Source organism: Methylobacterium thuringiense (genome assembly GCF_022179645.1).
Taxonomy (GTDB): domain Bacteria; phylum Pseudomonadota; class Alphaproteobacteria; order Rhizobiales; family Beijerinckiaceae; genus Methylobacterium; species Methylobacterium thuringiense.
The window spans coordinates 22466-40305 of sequence record NZ_BPRA01000029.1 but is presented as its reverse complement, the minus strand read 5'-3'; the positions used below and the strand labels follow the sequence as shown (position 1 = coordinate 40305).

Sequence of the window (17840 nt, the reverse complement as noted above, 5' to 3'; positions counted from 1 at the left end):
CAGGACGCATCCGGGACATACACCCCCGATGCCTTTGATCCGCCACCACGTGTTACCTCGATCGAACCAAGCACGGCAGGCCCGACCAACGCCGCTACGCTAACGGAAACCGTGTCGTTCTCAGAGATTGTGGATGGCGTCGATGCTGGCGACTTCACAATCGTCGGGACCGACGGTGCTACGGCTAGCATCGGCTCCGTCTCTGCTACGGGCACGCCCGGAGTCTATACGGTCGAATTAACAGGCGTGTCGGGCTCAGGCACATTGGCGCTGGCCCTCAAGGGCACTGGCACTGACATCACTGACGCGGTCGGAAATGCAATCACGGGCGGCCTGACTGGCAGCGCGACAACAATCGACCGAATTGTGCCGACGGTGTCGATCGTCGCCACCGACACGAGCTTGGCGTCCGGCGAGAGCACGGGCGTCACCTTCACGTTTTCGGAAACACCCGTCGGCTTTGATCCGGCTACAGATATCACTGCGACGAACGGCACGTTCGCTAATATCGTTCAAAACACCGGCAACCCGCTCGTCTATTCGGCGACCTTCACGGCGACGGCTCCGGCCGGTGCGTCCATCTTGATCGGTGCCAGCGCATTTGCGGATGCGGCCGGTAACGCAAATCTGGCATCGAACACGGTCACGTTCGGCTCGCGCCCGCCGGTCTACCAGATCGCCGTCGATCCACCCTCGGTGCAGGAAGACGGCACTGGCCCCGCCGGCACGCTGACCTACACCGTCACCCGCAGCGGCGACGTCAGCCAGGCCGGATCCGTCGCGGTGACGCTGTCGTCGGGCACGGCAGACGCCAACGACTACACCAGCAGCCTCAGCGGCGGCGTGGTCAGCTTCGCGGCGGGCGCCACCAGCGCCAGCTTCACCGTCAGCACCACGCCCGACAGTGTGGTCGAGCCAAACGAGACGGTGGTGGCTACGCTGACCACGGTCGGCATCGGCGGCGGTACGGTCGGCTCGAACAGCAGTGCCAGCGGTACCATCCTCAACGACGACACCGCGCCGGTCTACCAGATCGCCGTCGATCCGGCCTCGGTGCAGGAGGATGCCACCGGCCTCGCCGGCACGCTGACCTACACCGTCACCCGCAGCGGCGACGTCAGCCAGGCCGGATCCGTCGCGGTGACGCTGTCGTCGGGCACGGCAGACGCCAACGACTACACCAGCAGCCTCAGCGGCGGCGTGGTCAGCTTCGCGGCGGGTGAGACCAGCGCCAGCTTCACCGTCAGCACCACGCCCGACAGTGTGGTCGAGCCAAACGAGACGGTGGTGGCTACGCTGACCACGGTCGGCATCGGCGGCGGTACGGTCGGCTCGAACAGCAGTGCCAGCGGCACGATCCTCAACGACGATCTCGGCGACACGACACCGCCGGTGTACCAGACGGCAAGCGTGAACGGCACGAGCCTGGTGCTGACCTACGGCGAGGCGCTCGATGCCACCAACCCACCGCTGCCGGCTGCCTTCGCCGTCACCGCTGGCGGCAACGCGGTCGGTGTGAGCAGTGTCGCGGTCAACAGTGCGAACCAGACGGTCACGCTCACCCTCGCCTCGGCCGTGACGGCTGGGCAAGCCGTCAATGTGACCTACACCGATCCAACGAACGGTAATGACCTCCGCGCCATCCAGGATCTGGCTGGCAACGACGCGGCCAGCGTGATGGTCACGAGCGTCAACAACACGACGCCGGGCACGACGACACCGCTGACCATCAACGGCTCTGAGGCCGACAACGTGATCGTCGGGGGCGCCGGCAATGACACGCTGCGCGGCAATGGCGGCAACGACACCATCAACGGCGCGGCCGGCAACGACTACATCTCAGGCGGCGCTGGCAACGACGTGCTAATCGGCGGCGCGGGCACCGATACCGTCTATGGTGGGGCCGGGGCCGATCGCTACGTGTTCCAGAGCGTGGCCGACTTCGGTCCGACTGGGGCTCTCGATGCCATCGAGTTCCTCACGGGGGATGGCGATCGGATCGACCTGTCGGCCATCGATGCGGATACGAACACAGCGGGCGTTCAGGGCTTCAGCTTCATCGGCACGGGCGCCTTCAATGGTCAGGCCGGGCAGTTGCGCTACCAGAAGGGTACGGGGGCGCAGAACGGCACGCTGGTCGTCAGCGTCGACCTGAACGGCGACAGCCTGGCCGACTTCCAGTTCCTCGCCGGCGGCTCTTCGAGCCTGAGCGCGAGCAACTTCATCCTCGGAGGGGGCGGTGGCGGTAGCGACACCACGCCGCCGACGCTGAGCATCACCACGACCGATGCGCAGCTCACTGCCGGCGAGACCGCAACTCTAACCTTCAGCTTCAGCGAGCCGGTGGCGGGCTTCAGCCAAAACGACATCACGCCAATCAACGGTCAGTTGAGCGCTTTCACGTCGGTCAACACCTCGACCTACACGGCCGTGTTCACACCGACCTCGAACGTCACCGGCCAGGGAGGCGTCGCGGTCGCGACAGGCAGCTACACCGACGTGGCGGGCAACATGGGTGGGGCCGGCAACCTCAGCTTCAGCGTCAACACCGTCACCACGCCGAGCGACACCACACCGCCCGTGTACCAGGCGGCGAACGTGAACGCTGCCACCCTTATCCTGACCTACAGCGAGGCCCTCGACAGCGCGAACCCGCCTGCACCGGGCGCCTTCGCGGTCAGGGTCGGCGGCAATCTCGTCGCTGTCAGCAGCGTCAGTGTGAACAGCGCAGCCCGCACGGTCAGCCTGACGTTGGCGTCCGCCGTGACGGCCGGCCAGTCGGTGACGGTGGCATACACCGATCCTAGTGCTGGCAACGACACCCTCGCGATCCAGGATCTGGCCGGCAACGATGCCGCCAGCTTGGCTGCGATGAGCGTGAACAACACGACCCCACCCGCTGGCGATACGACACCGCCCGTGTACCAGACGGCTAGCGTGAACGGCACCAGCCTGGTGCTGACCTACGGCGAGACGCTGGACGCCACCAACCCACCGCTGCCGGCTGCCTTCGCCGTCACCGCCGGCGGCAGCGCGGTCGGCGTGAGCGGCGTGCTCGTCAACAGCGCCGCCCGAACGGTGACGCTCACCCTCGCCTCACCCGTGACGGCCGGGCAGGCCGTCAGCCTGATCTACAGCGACCCAACGAGCGGCAACGACCCCCGCGCCATCCAGGATCTGGCCGGCAACGACGCGGCCAGCGTGACGGTCACGAACATACCCAACGCTACGCCGGGCACGACGACACCACTGACCATCAACGGCACTGAGGCCGACAACGTGATCGTCGGTGGCGCCGCCAATGACACGCTGCGCGGCAATGGCGGCAACGACACCATCAATGGCGCGGCCGGCAACGACTACATCTCAGGCGGCGCCGGCAACGACCTACTGACCGGTGGCCCCGGCACCGACACCATCTACGGTGGGGCCGGTGCCGATCGCTATGTGTTCCAGAGCGTGGCCGACTTTGGTCCGGCTGGGGCTCTCGATGCCATCGAGTTCCTCACGGGGGATGGCGATCGGATCGACCTGTCGGCGATCGACGCGGATACGAACACAGCAGGAGTTCAGGGCTTCAGCTTCATCGGTAATAACGCCTTCACGGGTCAAGCCGGGCAGCTGCGCTACCAGAAGGGCACCGGCGCGCAAGGCGGCTCACTGATCGTCGGCGCCGACCTGAACGGCGACAGCGTGGCCGACTTCCAGATCCAAGCCGGAGGCTCCTCAAGCCTAACCGCCAGCAACTTCATCCTTGGCGCCTGAGTGCTGAGCGCGATAATAGCCATGCAGCGATCGCTGCAATTGGGGGCGAAATCGACCTAAGTTTGCCCGCGCTGTGGTGTCTCTGTAGGGCGGAGGAAAATCCAGCCACGGGGCGGAGTAAATCTAGGCCATTCGAGCTTCACTAAGCCCGGAGAGCCCTTCTTCGAAACGATTTCGAAAGCAACCACTTAGGCCGACACGGCCGCCGAGATCCGGCGTTTGATGCCGACCCCGTCAGGGCGGTTTAGTGGCCTGGATTTGCACCGCCCTCTACACCTTGATGGCGCCGCTCCCCAGGGGGGTCGCCGCCGCTCCAGCATTCAGTTTGTAATTAGATCATTGATTTCATCGATATCTGCTATCGATCGCATCTGTTTGTTTCATGCTGCAACGCAAAACATATCCTTCTCACATGACGGGGCACAGGCCCTGAAATTCCAGAGGGATCACCATCATGAACACTCGCAAACTCGTTCTCGCTGCTCTGGCTTCGGTCACGCTGACCGGTACTGCGATCGCGGAGGAAGCCATCAACCTCACCCCGCCGCTGTACCGTGAGCAGGCCCGTGCCACGGCGAGTGTCCGCCTAGCCTCCGAGCTGACGACCACGCCGTCCGTGACCGCCCGGGCCCCTGAAACCCGGCGCACCGTTGCCGAGGCCGTAGACACAGCGACCCAGTAAGCAGGGTGGTTGGATATCAGCGTACAAGCGGGCGGACAGACTGCCACCCATGACGAATATCCGGCGTGGGTGGCAGACTAGGAACTATGCGGTGTGACCTACCCCGTCCTGTAAGCCCGCTCCGCTTCCGCCCGCCACGCATCCCTCTCAGTACGCGCCTCGATCAATTCGGCCTGCAACTCCTCCATGCGGGCGTGCAGGTCGCCGGCATCCACGGCGGTCTCGATCAGGAGGTCCTGAGCCTCGCCAAGCTGGCCACGCAATTCGGAGATCTCGACCGCGAGGGCCAGGATCAGAGCAGGCGCGTCGTCGCTCATGGTTCATCCCGAATCCCACTGGACGGTGCGGATAGCAGGTAAGGCGCGGACCGGCTTCGCGCCACGTTGGCGCGCGTGGCTCTCAACCCCTGATGAAGCCGTAGCACGACAGCAGTGTCGTGATGAGGCTGAAGGCGGCCAGCGAAGCGTTGCCCCAAGGATCAAGCGCATGAGCAATTGGAGCAAATGCACGATCGATCATGAGACTGTTTGCCAATCGCGATCAGATAGGCGCCAGGGTTGATCGCTCCCGTAAGCGGAAGGCTCTCCGTTCTGGCAGACGGTCCGGGCCAGCATGACCTCGTTGCCCAGGACCGTGATCTCGATTGTGATCGTTCCGAAGCCGTCGCTGCCTGTCAGCCGCGTTCCAACGCCCCATCCACGTTCGTGGCAGATCTCCGCAGCGTGCCGTAGATCGTTTCGCGTTCCCATGCCGTCCTCGCGATCCCAGCCGGGGACAACGTGCACGATGGTAGGCGGACACCGGCCAGCGATCTTCTGACGCGACGGCGAGGTACTTGCCGCGTCCGCCATGCCGAACAGCATCAGACCACTACCGCATGGCTCGGCGGCTTCCACCGGCCGAACCGATTCCGATCAGGTCTCTGGTGGTGGCGTCGCCCGCCGGTTCCCGGCAGCCTTTCTTCGGTTCTGCTGCTTGCAACAAGGTAGATTTAGAACTGGGATATCCGTGGGGTGAATCTTTCTGCACCCTATGCGTCCCAGCCGGTCGAGATGCGAAACCGTTTCGCTTTCGCGTCTGTCCGCGCTCGATCCATTGCCGCCACTCGTGGCTGATGATGCGGACGAGGTTCGGGTCGTTCTTGCGGCCCTCGTGCCGGCGCTCTTGGATGACGAGCAGACCGTCGCTCTCGGCCACGCGGATCGCGCCCTGTGCCAGCCTGCGGCTCACACCAGCCCTCGCAGCAATGGCATCGACGCAGAGGCCGCAGACGCCCTTCGTGGCGATCTCGTCGGCGACGATGCGCAGGACCGATAGCTGTCCGACCGTGAAGCGGCTGGCGAGAGCGGGCGGCATCGGCCCGGATGCAGCGAGACGTCGACGGCGCGATAGAGCCTCGGTGCGATCTGGGGCCCGCTGGGGGCGTTTCGGCGGGAACAGGCTCTGTCGGCCAAGCGGGATGCCGATGGGCTTCAGCGCTCCCCTGATCGAGGTCCTGCGAGCGTGCAGCGCCTCAGCGAGGGCTTGAGCGCCATCATCATCGACGGCACCGCCGGAATGGGCCTGCCAGATCGTCTTCGACAGCTCATCCATATTGGCGAGCGTCCGCGCGCCGTCGATCGCGGCGAGCATTCGCGCGTGAAACATCGTCCCGGTCCCTCACGGGCCGCGGCTGGGGTCCAGGCAAAGCCTTCCCGTTGACGGAAACAGGTTCCGTCTTGACTCCCGAGGGAGGTCATGGCTTGTGAGGGGTAGTTACGCCGGCCTCACAGGCCCCGGTTTTCAGCAGCCTCGACCTTGCCGGGTCGGGGCTGTTGGCTTTTCAGGATATCGCTTCCGCGGCTCTGATCTCCTGATGCCGGCTCACGACTCGGTTGTCCGAATCTGCCGATCGGGGTCATCTCGGCCGTACCGCGCTGTTAAGTCAACGTTAGCACTGCGCAGTTTGTGACACAGGCTGTGTCAGGTGCCTTCGACAGACTGGCACGGCGCTCTGCAATCTGGCACAAACGACGGATGCCGCGCCGCGTTGCTACGAACGTGTCCCTGACCCCTGAACTGGCCGCCTTCGTCGCGGATCAGGTTGCATCCGGCCGCTTCGGAAGCGCGAGCGAAGTTGTCCGGGCTGCCCTTCGAAGCCTAGAGCGCGACGAGGCTAAGCAGAGCCGCCGTCGTCCAGATCGGCAGCTCGCTGAAGCTTGAGGCAGGCATCTGTCTTATTCAGACGGGCGAACCGGCTGAATTTAGTGGGCAAGAGGCAACGCTAGGAGTCGCAGGCATGGCAGGAGAGGCGTCACGGCCCCAGTCCCGGGTTGCCCTTGCCGCGTCTGTTGCCTTCGCCATTGCCCTCGCTGGCGTCGGTACGATCGGCTGGCGCTGGTACAGCTACGTGACGGCCGGCACCTCGCCCTATGACGGGGTTGGGATCGAGGTGAACCGACGCTTGCCCGATTACCTACGTACTTGGGGCTGCGAGCGCATCAAGGAGCGGTTCCCCCGCGCAATACCACCCTACGGGTGCCAGCCTGGGCAGGTCTGAGGCATAGAGTTGGCTCTCTCGAAGCAAACGAGATGCGTCGCTCTTTTCTAGAATTGTGATAGCAGGCCGGAATGGCTGCGTGGGTTCGAATTGCGCAGCGCCTTCGATCGGAACCGCTATGCGCCTGTTCTCAGCCCTGGCCGCTCTCTACGTTGGCGTCTTGCTGCCATGCTCAGCGATGGCTCAACCGGCGGCCAATCCGAACCCGACGGTGGCTGCTCCCGATCCAGCTACTTTGAAAGCGGCCCGGGAAGTGATCGCATCGATGCAGGGCGACCGAGCAACACTGCTCAATGCGATGGCTGCGCCCATGGTGGGAATGATGCAGCAGATCGGAGTGAAGCAGCAGGATCAGGCGCAGACTCTGGTCCAAGAGGTTGTGATGCCGACCCTCACTGCCCACTACGATGAACTTCTCGACATCCAGGCTCGCAGCTTCGCTGCCACGCTCGGGAAGGAGGATCTCCAGGCCATCGCCACGTTCTACGCTTCAGCAGCCGGCAAGCGGCTTGCCGCAGCCCAGCCGCAGCTCGCGCAAGCGCAGATGGCAGGAACGCAGCAGTGGATGCAGTCGGTGATGCCCGAGATGCAGGGCAAGCTCACCAAGGCGATCCAGGCTCATGGCTGGACGCCTGGATCGCCGACGAAGCCGCGCTGAGGCAGGGAAGCACAAGCCTCGGCACCGGTTGTGCTACCGAGTTACGAGGGTTGAGCTTCACGCTGCCGAGATCCCGATGACCGCGATGCGCGAGATCTACGTCAGCGGGAACGGCGACACCTGGCATTTGCTCTGGGATTTCGAGACGGGTCATACTTTCGTCCGCCACACGGCCAACAAGCCCTCAGGCGGCAACATCGTCGATATCAGCCTGCCGGTGTTCTTAAGCCTCGGCCGTGATGGCCCCGAGCATCAGGCCCTATGGGCGATGATCGGCACGCTGCTAGTCGGTCATTCCTCGAATGAAGAGACTGGCTCGACGCCGTCACCGGAGGCGGGAGCTGCTGCACCGGAGCCGTCGCCGGGCAAGGGTATCCTTTGAGACGAGGGCACGATCACGGCACAAGACGCTTTCGCTGAAATTCTTACATTAATCCGAGATAGTTTTCGCAAATCTGGCTGCAGCAAATATAATTCTCGCAGTCAGCGCTTTTACTACTATAATAATTATTATTGTGAATGCTATAATAATCAGTATAATTAGCAACAAAACAAAGCGCATCCGGAACCGACCCTCCCAAATATTATTCCTTTGATCGTTTAACATTCAAACAAATATTCGCGATGGATTATAGAAACCAGTTCACTACGCTCACCACTCCATAGGCTACAAGCGTAATCCATGTGACCGTAACGAAAAACGCGAGGAGCAAAGCCGCATTGATTAGGCTGCTGGCCATATCGGCACGCGTCCTCATCGCTGGCCGATAGCAAGATCGACGTGGTGCCGTAGGCGAGGATTTGAACCTGCATCTCTCGCAAACGAAGCGAGTGCTCTGGCAGTTGAGCTACCACGGCGGCGGTCACGATCTACACGACCTAACAACCGCATGCGCCCGCGAGCACTACGTGGCAGCAAATCAATCCACAGGTCGCTTCAGGCCTGCGTACTGTGGGGGATCGAACCAATCTATTCACAGCCCAGCGCCTAGGCCAGCAGGGCTGAGAGTTAGACGGTGGATCGTCGCAAGCCGCAAACAGATCAGGTGCGCAAGTGATCAGCGCCTACAGGCAGCACGTGTCCGGAAACGCAAGAAAGCCCGCCCTTGCAGGCAGGCCTTCTCGTACGGCTACACCAGCGAGGCCGCGTCAGGTTGGGGGCATGAAACGCTGCTCTGCGGGTGTTCGAGCTTGTAGCCCGGCCGCAGAGCAAGGCTAGACTGGGCGGGTTAGCGTCAGCTTAAAGTCCCAGACGCGACAGAGCCCGCGCTGGGAGTGACCACCGGGCGGACCCTGAAGTCGGGCTGGTCGGGGGAGACGCTGGCGCCCGAGCCCGAAGAACCGGGCCATGCTGGGATGGATCATTAGGGGACGCTTCAGCGCCTAGGCCAATGGCGCTGCCCGCCGGTCCGCGTGTCGTCGTCCGTCTTGCCCGCCATGCCTCTCCGCGCCGATCCAGGCCGTGTCGAAAAGGGGCCTTTTGCAGATCGCGGAAATTGGCGCCTCCCCCTGGGGGCAGCCCTATTTCCGATTAAAAAAATGGGTGCCTTTTATGGGACGCACTGCAGCGGGTCGGGCTCCCGCTGAAGGCAATCATACAGTTTGCCGATACGCGAGCGGCGTAGCTTAATGTCGATTGCGCACTAGCTTGTTCTGCGGCGGCCCATGGCCAGCCACAGAAGCCTTCTGAGGAAACGCGAGATGCTGAAATTCGTCATCCCTGCCGCGGCTCTGGCCGTGGTTGCCATCACGCCTGCCTCAGCCCTTGAGGTCACCAAGACAGCCACCATCGCTGCAGCGCCCGACGCGGTGTGGAAGACCATCGGCTCGTTCTGCGGGATCAGCGATTGGCACCCCGTCGTCGAGAAGTGCGAGCTGGCTGACATGGGTGGCAAGAAGCACCGGACACTAAGCCTCAAGGGCGGCGGCACGCTGCTCGAAGAAGAGCAGGCCCGCGACGACAAGGCGATGAGCTACACCTACACCATCCTCGAAGGCCCGCTTCCGGTCTCCGACTACAAGTCGACGATCATGGTCGCGAAGGACGGCAGCGGCTCCAAGGTGACGTGGTCGGGTAACTTCAAGGCCAAGGGCGCACCTGACGACAAGGCGCAGGAAGCCATCGGCGGCGTCTACGAGGCCGGTCTAAAGGGCCTCGCCGAAAAAACGAAGTAGGTCTGGATACGCTGGCAGGGGCGACGGCGAGACGTCTCCGCCTCAGAGAGGGTTTGGCGCGGGTCAGGGCAACCATATCTGGGTCAGATCGCAATCTGACGAGCGCCTTCAGCTCTCCTCAACCCCTTCCTGGCATCCTGCAGCTTCGCCGGTGAGATAGACGACCTCCCCCGCCAGCCCGTGACCAGATCGGGCGGCGGGGTCGAGCCGGTGGTGACGCTGCTAGAACCGATCGGACTTACGCGTTTCTTGGCCTCAGCTGTTCGCGCTTTTGTCTTGAACAAAGTCACGATTTTTTGATGCCTCGGCCAGCATCCATTGTGTAGGCAGCCCAGAGGCTAGCGTGATGTCGGACCTACCTTACTGACTTATCTGGAAGCTGTATGACGACTTCTGGCATCCTGAGATCGGTGGCACCGCATCTAACGACCCTGACAGGGATGTCGGCAAACAGCTTCGGCATTTATCACGACCTGATCCGGTCGAGCGGAGCGACGACATCTCCCCTTGGGGATACCTTTGAGGCTACCGTAGCAGCCTACAACTTTGGTCGCCTTACGCTGTTCGATCGCCAGCTAATCGGGGCCGACCATAGACGGGAACCTGCGCAGATCCGGCGCGACGGTTTCGAGCACTACTACCTTCAGGTTTTGCGCTCTGGCCGGATGATGGGCGGCCGGGTCGGTGAGGAGCGCCAACTTGCGCCAGGCGATGCCGTTCTCTTCGATGCGACCCAGCCGATGCGGACTCTGGTTGCCGACGCCGACTACGTTACCGTGATCCTGGCTCGCGATCTCGTAGAGGCTGCTGCACCGAACGCGCAGCACCTGCACGGACGGATTCTACCAAAGGTCAAAACAGGCTCGCTTGGTGAAGCCGTACTTTCGTTGATCCGGTGCGCGCCAAGCTTCTCGGACAACCTAGCTGGCGGAGGCAATCAGTTCATTGCCGGTGTGCTCGGCGAGATCCAAGGAAGATCCGAAGAGTCCTACGACGATGTGATCGACGGAAACGACTTGGAACTGGCTCGACGCTTGAAGGCCGAGGTGTTTATCGACAATAATCTCGGTTCAGATCTTAACGCCGATATCGTCGCGCGTAGCATCGGTGTATCGCGAGCTTCATTGTATCGTGCGTTGCGGGCTGTAGGCGGCGTCGAAGCGGTGATCACGAGTCGGCGCGCTGCCCGCCTACGATCGCTGATCCTTCGGCCGGGCAAGAAAATATCCATCGGCCGCATGGCACATAAGGTCGGGTTCTCAAGTCTGAGCCACTGCTCCAGAGCGTTCAAGCAGGTCTATGGGCAGCCGCCTGACCAGCTTCGCGCGATTCTTCGAGACGATGCACCTTCAGCAGCCCAAGCCCTACATGTTGAGCGCATGCAAGATTGGTATAGGGCCATGAATGACTGAGTGCTCGCAATTTACCGAACCGCCGCGGGTCAGCCCTTCGTCACGATTGTAAGCGCAGTGTCCGATAACGGTTGTCGATAGAGCTTAAACCCAGTTCCGAGCCCGGCAGCACGAAAAAGGGCCGGCAGAGCGCCGACCCTACGAGGAGAGAAGTAGCGAGAGGCTTACTTGCTCTTCATCGCTCCGCCGTCCTTGCTCATCGAGCCACCCTTCTCCATCGAGTCGCCCTTCATCATCTTGCCCGAGCCCTTCTCCATGGAGCCGCTCTCGCTCTTCATGGCATTGCCGTTGGCCGGCATGTTTCCGGGCTCTGAGGCCGAAGAGCCTGTGGTCGAGCCACCCGTGACGTTGCCGCCAGAGCCGTTGCCGCCCGGTGCGCCCTGAGCCCAAGCGGCGCCAGTAAGCGAGAGTGCAAGCGAAGCGGCGAGCGTAAGTGTTATGATGCGCATGGTGCGTTCTCCTGACTTTTTTAAACTCGAAGAACCCGAGGCGGCTGCGATTGTTCAAACCGAACTGCGATGTGTCAGATTAGTCACAGCGTGTGCCAAAGGTATTTCCGGTCCTCGTAGCGTTCTTTTGTCTATTGAACGCGCAACGTAAAATCTTCACACTACTGTAGTCAGGCTGCGGTTGCTTGTGATCTTTGGCAGTTGCCGCTGAGTTCTTCGGATCCCTGCAAATGTCTGATGTCAGCTCGTACCGGATCGAGACCGCTGCCGATCCAGCCAATCCGGGCTATTATCGCTGGGCGATTTTCCAGAATGGGCAGGATCTCGACCTGCCAGGGTATGCCTATGCATCAGCTTGGTCCGCCGAGGAGGCCGCTCGTACCGCGCTCAGGTGGCATCTCATTCTGACCCCCCTCCGATCGCAGCCAGGCATGGGCGATTGCCCCTCTTTGAAAGCGGTTGTGACGCCTTCAGCTATGGTTATGACGTCAAACTTGGCCGAGTGGAGGAAGAAGCTTTCGAGCCGGCATATGGGAACCCGCCAAAGCCGTACATAAGCGCGCCAGCCAAGGGCGTCAGTGACACCAGGACGCAAGGCCACACCAGCGACCCTTGGGAGGTGCAAGTGACCCAGTCGTAGCAGGGTCGATGCCCCGCGCGATCGAAGCTCTATTTTGAGCTTGATGATCGGCGCCGATGAGGGCGGCACCAAGCCCGGCACAGACAAGGGCAGTTGCAGCCCAGCCAGCCACCTTGCCGGAGCGTCGTACATACTGAGACATGCCCGACAGGGTCGTCGGCCGGGGTTAGCGCTTCCCTAATGGTACAAGCGCGATCAGTCGCGCCGCTTTGGAGCAACACCTTCCGCGCCCAAGCGCTTCATGCACTCGTGGTAGAGCTGTGCGCCCAGATCGAAGGGGGACAGCCCTTGGGGATTGGGAGCGCCGAGCAGGCGATTCCTCGCATCCTCACGGCAGGTGGCGTCCTCAGGACCTTGGATCGGAGGTTGGCCTTGTGCGAGTGCAGCTCCTGTCACGGCGGCTGCGATGGCGGTGGCGAGAACGATCCGACGCATAGGTGCAGACCTCACTTGCCGCCCGTAGCTTCGTAGGCGGTGATCGCGCGACGGCAGTTCTCAGACAGCTCAGCGCGATGCGTCTTGAAGCAAGCGTCCATCTCTTTGCTGTCAGGGTCGTTGCCGCTGCAGAACGACACGGCGTCGCCAGAGCAATACTTTTTGAGATCCGCATTGCCACGCTTGCTATCCTGCCCGGCAGAAGCCGTGGCGACGACAAGCGGTGCTGCGAGAAGCAGCGCAAAGGTAGCAAGGCGGGGCATTGGTGGCTTCCTGAGCCCAGCATGGGCCCGCAGGAATGACTGGGGGGCGAGGATCGTTCCTCGGGGCCTGCAGGAGATCCAAGTGGAACGTTCGAACGGGCCGCCCAATTTCTCCGGCGTCCAAACTGGCAGTTGCTCAGCTGCCATAGGGGGACTGCAGGACCACGCGAACCTTCCGGGCTGACGTCGCCACCTGGGCTGCCTCCTGCGCCGAGGAAGTGGTGCCACGCAGGATCGAGGTCGGCAGTTCGAGGGCCATCGCGCCGCTGTACACGGTCACCTGACGCTCCTGGGCCTGCGCCGCGGTGTCGGCGACTATGGCGGAGAGAGCGAGAACGATAGCGGCGGCGGTCTTCACGGCGGCTGTTCCAAGCGTGACTGTATGTTGCCCGGACAACTTTCAAGCTTGAGCGCGGTTCCAAGGTGCTGTCATTGGTGGGTAGCCGACCTGCCCGGCCGGTCTAGCTCGGCTTCATCCGCTTGGTCATTTAGCATGCCGATCCGGCGAGAGCACCGGTTCTACTACCCCATCGACTGGCGCGAGCTGTCGGCTGTGATCCGCTTCGGTCGCGCCAAGGGTCGCTGCGAGGCGTGTAGTCGGCCGCATGGGCAAACCGTCTACTGCCTCGACGATGGCCGCTGGTGGGACGCTGAGGCCGCTTCCTGGCGCAATGGCGCGGGTCGCATCGTCTGCATCGCGATCGGCGACGACGACGTGCTGAATTCAGTACGGACGACGCGGGTGGTTCTCGCCACGGCCCATCGCGATCACGACACGGGCAACAACGCGGATCGCAACCTCGCGGCTTGGTGCCAGCGCTGTCATTTGGCCCACGATCGGCCCGAACATCAGCGGCGGCGATGGGCGACGCTATTCCGCCGTCGGGCGATGGGTGACCTGTTTCGTGGGCCGTACCCGTTGCAGTAGGTGGGGGGGGCAGATTGGGGAACGACAGCGGCGCAAGCAGTGGTGCAGATGGCAGAAGCGGGTCGGGTGGATCGGACGGCTGCAGCAGTCGAGATGCCGGCGCATCCAGAACCTTGAGGTCCTCGCCACGCCCTGCGAGGGGGCTCGGTTTCGGCGCGGCGAGGACCGGCCTCGCCCTACGCGTCAGAATAGGGTTCGGCAGTCGAGACATCGTCGCCCCGCCCCTATTCTGCTATAGTGCGGCCGTACTAGTACGCAGAGATAATTGAGCTTTTTTGATTTGTCGGGTTCCACCCGGATCGTCGAGCGCAGGACTGCGCACAGCGGCGTCAGGGACTGACATGCCGGTCTACCGCATCGACCTCCAGTACGGGGTCGAGAAGCCTCAACGGATCAGCCAACTGGCTTCAGACGACACCACGGCGCGCGCGATTGCGCTGGCGATGGTGGCCTCGTTCGGCGGCTGGAGACTGAAGGCGCGATCGTCGTGCAGGTCAGTGATGAGACAGGCCGATTGATCGCGACCATCCGGCTGGTCTGCTCGATCCTGTAGGTCAGCGTTTTAGAGCAGGCCAACCCTTGAACCAGTTATCCAGCCGGCGCTTCCCGCACCGTCTTCCCACGCTTCGTCTTGCTCAGCTTCTTGCGCTTGACCGGGGCGTCCTTGTCGGCGCCGCCCTCGCCAATGGCGAACTCGTGACATGGGACGCATCCATGGTGCCATAGGTTAGCAGCAACCTGGTCTCAGGCACGCTCCCCTGTCGGCCCTTAAGGTTGCGACCAATAAGCGAAGGTCGCACCCTCAATCCGCACGCCGTCGCTGGTAATGTCGATCTGCCCTGTCAGGCGATCAGTGGCGAGCATCCATCGCGCAATGCCGGCTGCGAAGCCGCGGGCCAGATCGATCGAAGCGAACTCGGCAGGACCAATCGCGATAACGAGGCCGGTCGCGTCGCGGGCTATGACCTCATACATGTTGCGTGCCCTCATACTCTGCTGCCAGCCCACATACATCGGCGGCAAGCTCAACCCGAACCAATACCACCACCAGCCGTTCAAGAGCCTCGCAACAGGAGTAAGCTATGAACCGATTTTGGGCCGCGATAGCCATCGGAGCGATCATGATCGTCCCGGCTTCATCTCAGCCGTATGGTGGGCGTGACTATGACCGGGATGGCCGTGAGGACGGCTACCGACAGCGTGATCGCGGGTACGACGACAGGGACGACGACAATAGAGACCGCCGGCGCAGTGGGTACGGCTTCGATGAGGGTGAGTACCTGCGTTGCAACCCAGACGTTCGCCGCGCCGTGAGAAACGGAACTATGGAGTCCGGGGCGGTGCACTATCGAGTCTTCGGTCGTCGAGAGGGAAGGCGGCTGAGTTGCTGAACGTCTAGGGGAGAGTCGCTGTTAACATTACAGTTGGGGTGCCAGCGTTGCCACGTGCTCCACGACCGACCCGAAGATCAGCGACGGCGATAGATGACGTTGTTCCATCGGCAGGTGCTGGGCGACCTATTCGGAGGGCCGTACCCCGGCGCCTGAAATGCACGCACCGGCCACTCACGAACGGGGCGAACGCGGGGCGGGCGCGCTCACATTTGGGAACCGTAAGGGCTCGACCGTGGCGATAGACGGAATATCGGATGGCCCCGCGTACTGATCCAGCGTTGAGGCCGAGATGTCGCGCGTCGCCAACTCGACGGGGCCAATTCGCCTTTGGCTAGAAGGCACCTGCAAGGGTTGCGATCACGGGCGCCCTGGTCTGCCGTAGGCGTACGGCGGCGGCAGCTTGGGGACTGCGGAAGATCGCGCACGCATAGACATGCTGCTGCCCCTCGCAGGGATCCTTCGGTTCGCTGTTGACCGCCCGAGCTGTCACGACAGCTCCTGACAGCGTCAGGCCGGCAGCGAAGAGCACACGGTAGAAGGGAAGGCCAATCATCGACGGTGCGTAATCGCGAGCAGGGGTGATGGGTGTCTTCAGCACGGCGTTGAGGCTGAGACGTGGATCGTCACCGGCTGGCCGGCGTCCGAGGACGCGGCACCGTGATCTCGACAGTCTCGCCGGTGAGCGGGTTGAGGATGAGCATGGTGGGCGCCTTCGGTGAGAAGTGCCTGGAGAACGCTCAAGCTCGGCTATGGAGCCCCTCGATCCGGACAATTGCTACGACGTGGTCAATGAAATGTTTACCCTGACCGGCACGATCTGCCTGCGGCCACTCAGCAACCAGTCGAAGGCGCCTACTGCGAAGCCTGCAGGGCCAGCCGATCAGCCGTAGCTGCGCTTTCTGCCGCTGAGAAGCGCAGCGCTCGTTGCGCTCTACCTGCCGGCGGCTTAGTCCGCCTGCCGGCGCCACATGGTTAACTACCCCTTAACGACCGCTGACCCACATTCCCCGGGAGCGTACCCACTGAGGCGCTGACATTCTTACGTCATTACGTCAGTACGCAACGAGGCAAGCATGTACGTCGTGGTCGTTGCCAGTCAGAAGGGCGGGGCGGGCAAAACCTCCTTGATACGCAACCTCGCGGTGGCGACTCATCAGCAGTTCGGTGCCACCGCGATCCTCGACACCGATCCCCAGGGTTCCCTAACAAGTTGGTGGAACCGTCGCGAGGATCAGCAGCCCGCGCTCATCAAGCTCGATATGAAGGACTTCGGAGCAAGTGCCGCTCGGCTAGCGGATGCCGGCGTCGAGTACCTGTTCGTGGACACTCCGCCGTCCGTTCACCCTGAAATCCGCGCGCTGCTGGCCCATGCGGATCTGGTCATCGTGCCTGTGCGGCCGTCGCCAGACGATCTCGATGCTGTGGGCGATACGCTCGCACTGATCGAGGAGGCCGGCAGACCCTTCGTGTTCGTGCTAACCCAAGCTAAGCCCCGCACCCGCCTGCAGATGCAGGCCGTCCTGGCTCTGGCCAAACACGGCAAGCTCGCTCCGACTGTCATCCATGATCGAACCGACTTTCCGACTGCAGCCATCTCGGGCAAGGCGGTGACGGAGATCGAACCCGAAACCGCCTCGGCGCGTGAAATTAAGGAAGTGCTTGGGTACGTCATGACGCAACTACGCAAGCACGTCACGACGCAGCATCGGGAAGGTTGATCATGAGCGCCAAGGCCACGCCGTCCCTGGACGGGTTCATCCAGACGAAGGGGGCGAGCCGACCCGATGCGATGCAGCAGCGGGGCACCTCATCCTCGACTGCTCCAGAGCCCGAGGCTCCTCCGGCCATGCCCGTCCGGCCTGCGCAAGCTCCCGAGCCTCGGGCCAAAGCGCTGACCCTCCGCCTGTCGGAGAGCCAGTATCAACGTCTGCGCCGCTTCGCCTTCGATCGCGGCCTCAGCCACCAAGACGTTCTCGAACAGGCCCTCATGGATCTGCTGGGCCGATCCGGCAGTTAACGGACCCAAAGTTGCGTCAGTCCTCTACGTCATGGCGCATTGACGTAAGCACGTAAGGAATTGCTTGCCCTAAGGCGCACGGCGCTGTAACTTCCGATAAATCGCGTTCTCGGAAGTTTGACGAGGTCGGACTGAAAGTGAGTGGAGGATTTAAAGCAATGGCTATACCTCTGCTCGACGGGACGGCCGGAACGCGGTCGCCAGTGAAGCCTGCGCACGGCTCGCCCCGCAACGGCTGCGGCTACTGCTGCTCGACCCAAGCCTGCCTCGTGGCGCCCGACTGGCTCCCGGATCATCCGAAGGAGGGCGGGTGCCTCGCGCTTGAGTACGCCGCCGGCCGGTTCGTCTGCGGCATGATCCGCCGGCCGAGCCACTACATGCCGGACCTTCCGAACGATTGGGCGGATGGCGTGCTCAGCGACATGATCGCTACCGCCCTCGGCGCGGGGAGGGGATGCGATGCCGACGATCTCTGAGGCGGGA

The 17840-nt window shown here is 62.7% G+C and carries 20 protein-coding genes and 1 tRNA gene; 13 read left to right on the top strand and 8 right to left on the bottom strand.

The features are described from left to right. Positions 1 to 111: 111 nt before the first annotated feature. Entirely contained in the window at positions 112 to 3765 is a 3654-nt protein-coding gene (locus MFF07_RS21635) for a beta strand repeat-containing protein (RefSeq protein WP_238232888.1), read from the top strand. Between the two features lie 454 nt (positions 3766 to 4219). Beyond that, positions 4220 to 4447, top strand: coding sequence for a hypothetical protein (locus MFF07_RS21630; RefSeq protein ID WP_147818138.1), 228 nt, complete (start codon positions 4220 to 4222; stop codon positions 4445 to 4447). Positions 4448 to 4545: 98 nt separating this feature from the next. On the opposite strand, the gene MFF07_RS21625 is transcribed toward MFF07_RS21630, so the two are convergent. From MFF07_RS21625 to MFF07_RS21620, 3 genes are all read right to left on the bottom strand, one after another. Beyond that, positions 4546 to 4764 (bottom strand): hypothetical protein, encoded by a 219-nt coding sequence (locus MFF07_RS21625; RefSeq protein ID WP_238232887.1) that lies wholly within the window; start codon positions 4762 to 4764, stop codon positions 4546 to 4548. Positions 4765 to 4962: 198 nt separating this feature from the next. Further along, positions 4963 to 5196 carry a DUF7241 domain-containing protein gene (locus MFF07_RS22790; protein WP_444543604.1) on the bottom strand — a complete coding sequence of 78 codons (234 nt, stop codon included), beginning with the start codon at positions 5194 to 5196 and terminating at the stop codon, positions 4963 to 4965. A 121-nt stretch (positions 5197 to 5317) separates the two neighbouring features. Continuing rightward, positions 5318 to 6094: a hypothetical protein gene (locus MFF07_RS21620; protein WP_238232886.1), complete on the bottom strand. Its 777-nt coding sequence runs from the start codon at positions 6092 to 6094 to the stop codon at positions 5318 to 5320. 369 nt (positions 6095 to 6463) lie between these two features. On the opposite strand from MFF07_RS21620, the gene MFF07_RS21615 reads away from it, so the two are divergent. The 3 genes from MFF07_RS21615 to MFF07_RS21600 all read left to right on the top strand — a co-directional run bounded on the left by MFF07_RS21615 (position 6464) and on the right by MFF07_RS21600 (position 8026). Continuing rightward, entirely contained in the window at positions 6464 to 6649 is a 186-nt protein-coding gene (locus tag MFF07_RS21615) for a type II toxin-antitoxin system ParD family antitoxin (protein WP_147818135.1), read from the top strand. A 455-nt stretch (positions 6650 to 7104) separates the two neighbouring features. Continuing rightward, the gene (locus MFF07_RS21605) at positions 7105 to 7644 is read left to right on the top strand and encodes a DUF2059 domain-containing protein (protein ID WP_238232884.1); all 540 of its coding nucleotides are present in this window, start codon (positions 7105 to 7107) and stop codon (positions 7642 to 7644) included. Positions 7645 to 7720: 76 nt separating this feature from the next. Beyond that, the gene (locus tag MFF07_RS21600) at positions 7721 to 8026 is read left to right on the top strand and encodes a hypothetical protein (RefSeq protein ID WP_238232883.1); all 306 of its coding nucleotides are present in this window, start codon (positions 7721 to 7723) and stop codon (positions 8024 to 8026) included. Between the two features lie 400 nt (positions 8027 to 8426). On the opposite strand, the gene MFF07_RS21595 is transcribed toward MFF07_RS21600, so the two are convergent. After that, positions 8427 to 8502: transfer RNA gene (locus MFF07_RS21595), tRNA-Thr, on the bottom strand. An 843-nt stretch (positions 8503 to 9345) separates the two neighbouring features. Between MFF07_RS21595 and MFF07_RS21590 the strand changes: the two genes are divergently transcribed. Continuing rightward, positions 9346 to 9819, top strand: coding sequence for an SRPBCC family protein (locus tag MFF07_RS21590; protein ID WP_147818156.1), 474 nt, complete (start codon positions 9346 to 9348; stop codon positions 9817 to 9819). Positions 9820 to 10259: 440 nt separating this feature from the next. After that, positions 10260 to 11231 carry an AraC family transcriptional regulator gene (locus tag MFF07_RS21585; protein ID WP_187272593.1) on the top strand — a complete coding sequence of 324 codons (972 nt, stop codon included), beginning with the start codon at positions 10260 to 10262 and terminating at the stop codon, positions 11229 to 11231. A 164-nt stretch (positions 11232 to 11395) separates the two neighbouring features. Here MFF07_RS21585 and MFF07_RS21580 read toward each other — a convergent pair whose 3' ends face one another. The 3 genes from MFF07_RS21580 to MFF07_RS21570 form a co-directional block, all read right to left on the bottom strand. Beyond that, positions 11396 to 11680 (bottom strand): hypothetical protein, encoded by a 285-nt coding sequence (locus MFF07_RS21580; protein WP_147818154.1) that lies wholly within the window; start codon positions 11678 to 11680, stop codon positions 11396 to 11398. Between the two features lie 1086 nt (positions 11681 to 12766). Beyond that, a complete protein-coding gene (locus MFF07_RS21575; RefSeq protein ID WP_147818152.1) occupies positions 12767 to 13018 on the bottom strand; it encodes a 3',5'-cyclic-nucleotide phosphodiesterase in 252 nt (83 codons plus the stop codon). Between the two features lie 136 nt (positions 13019 to 13154). Continuing rightward, positions 13155 to 13376 (bottom strand): hypothetical protein, encoded by a 222-nt coding sequence (locus tag MFF07_RS21570; protein ID WP_147818151.1) that lies wholly within the window; start codon positions 13374 to 13376, stop codon positions 13155 to 13157. Positions 13377 to 13511: 135 nt separating this feature from the next. Here MFF07_RS21570 and MFF07_RS21565 point away from each other — a divergent pair, with 135 nt between their 5' ends. Both MFF07_RS21565 and MFF07_RS21560 read left to right on the top strand, forming a co-directional pair. Continuing rightward, positions 13512 to 13946: a hypothetical protein gene (locus tag MFF07_RS21565; protein WP_147818150.1), complete on the top strand. Its 435-nt coding sequence runs from the start codon at positions 13512 to 13514 to the stop codon at positions 13944 to 13946. Between the two features lie 341 nt (positions 13947 to 14287). Beyond that, positions 14288 to 14464 (top strand): hypothetical protein, encoded by a 177-nt coding sequence (locus tag MFF07_RS21560; protein ID WP_187272592.1) that lies wholly within the window; start codon positions 14288 to 14290, stop codon positions 14462 to 14464. Between the two features lie 250 nt (positions 14465 to 14714). On the opposite strand, the gene MFF07_RS21555 is transcribed toward MFF07_RS21560, so the two are convergent. Continuing rightward, the gene (locus tag MFF07_RS21555) at positions 14715 to 14921 is read right to left on the bottom strand and encodes a hypothetical protein (protein ID WP_238232882.1); all 207 of its coding nucleotides are present in this window, start codon (positions 14919 to 14921) and stop codon (positions 14715 to 14717) included. A gap of 107 nt (positions 14922 to 15028) precedes the next feature. On the opposite strand from MFF07_RS21555, the gene MFF07_RS21550 reads away from it, so the two are divergent. The 4 genes from MFF07_RS21550 to MFF07_RS21535 all read left to right on the top strand — a co-directional run bounded on the left by MFF07_RS21550 (position 15029) and on the right by MFF07_RS21535 (position 17833). Further along, positions 15029 to 15337: a hypothetical protein gene (locus MFF07_RS21550; protein WP_238232881.1), complete on the top strand. Its 309-nt coding sequence runs from the start codon at positions 15029 to 15031 to the stop codon at positions 15335 to 15337. Positions 15338 to 16413: 1076 nt separating this feature from the next. Further along, positions 16414 to 17058, top strand: coding sequence for a nucleotide-binding protein (locus MFF07_RS21545; protein ID WP_238232880.1), 645 nt, complete (start codon positions 16414 to 16416; stop codon positions 17056 to 17058). 2 nt (positions 17059 to 17060) lie between these two features. Next, positions 17061 to 17357 carry a hypothetical protein gene (locus MFF07_RS21540; protein ID WP_238232879.1) on the top strand — a complete coding sequence of 99 codons (297 nt, stop codon included), beginning with the start codon at positions 17061 to 17063 and terminating at the stop codon, positions 17355 to 17357. Between the two features lie 158 nt (positions 17358 to 17515). Continuing rightward, on the top strand, positions 17516 to 17833 hold the full coding sequence (locus tag MFF07_RS21535) for a hypothetical protein (protein WP_238232878.1): 318 nt from the start codon (positions 17516 to 17518) through the stop codon (positions 17831 to 17833). The last annotated feature ends 7 nt before the right edge of the window (positions 17834 to 17840 follow it).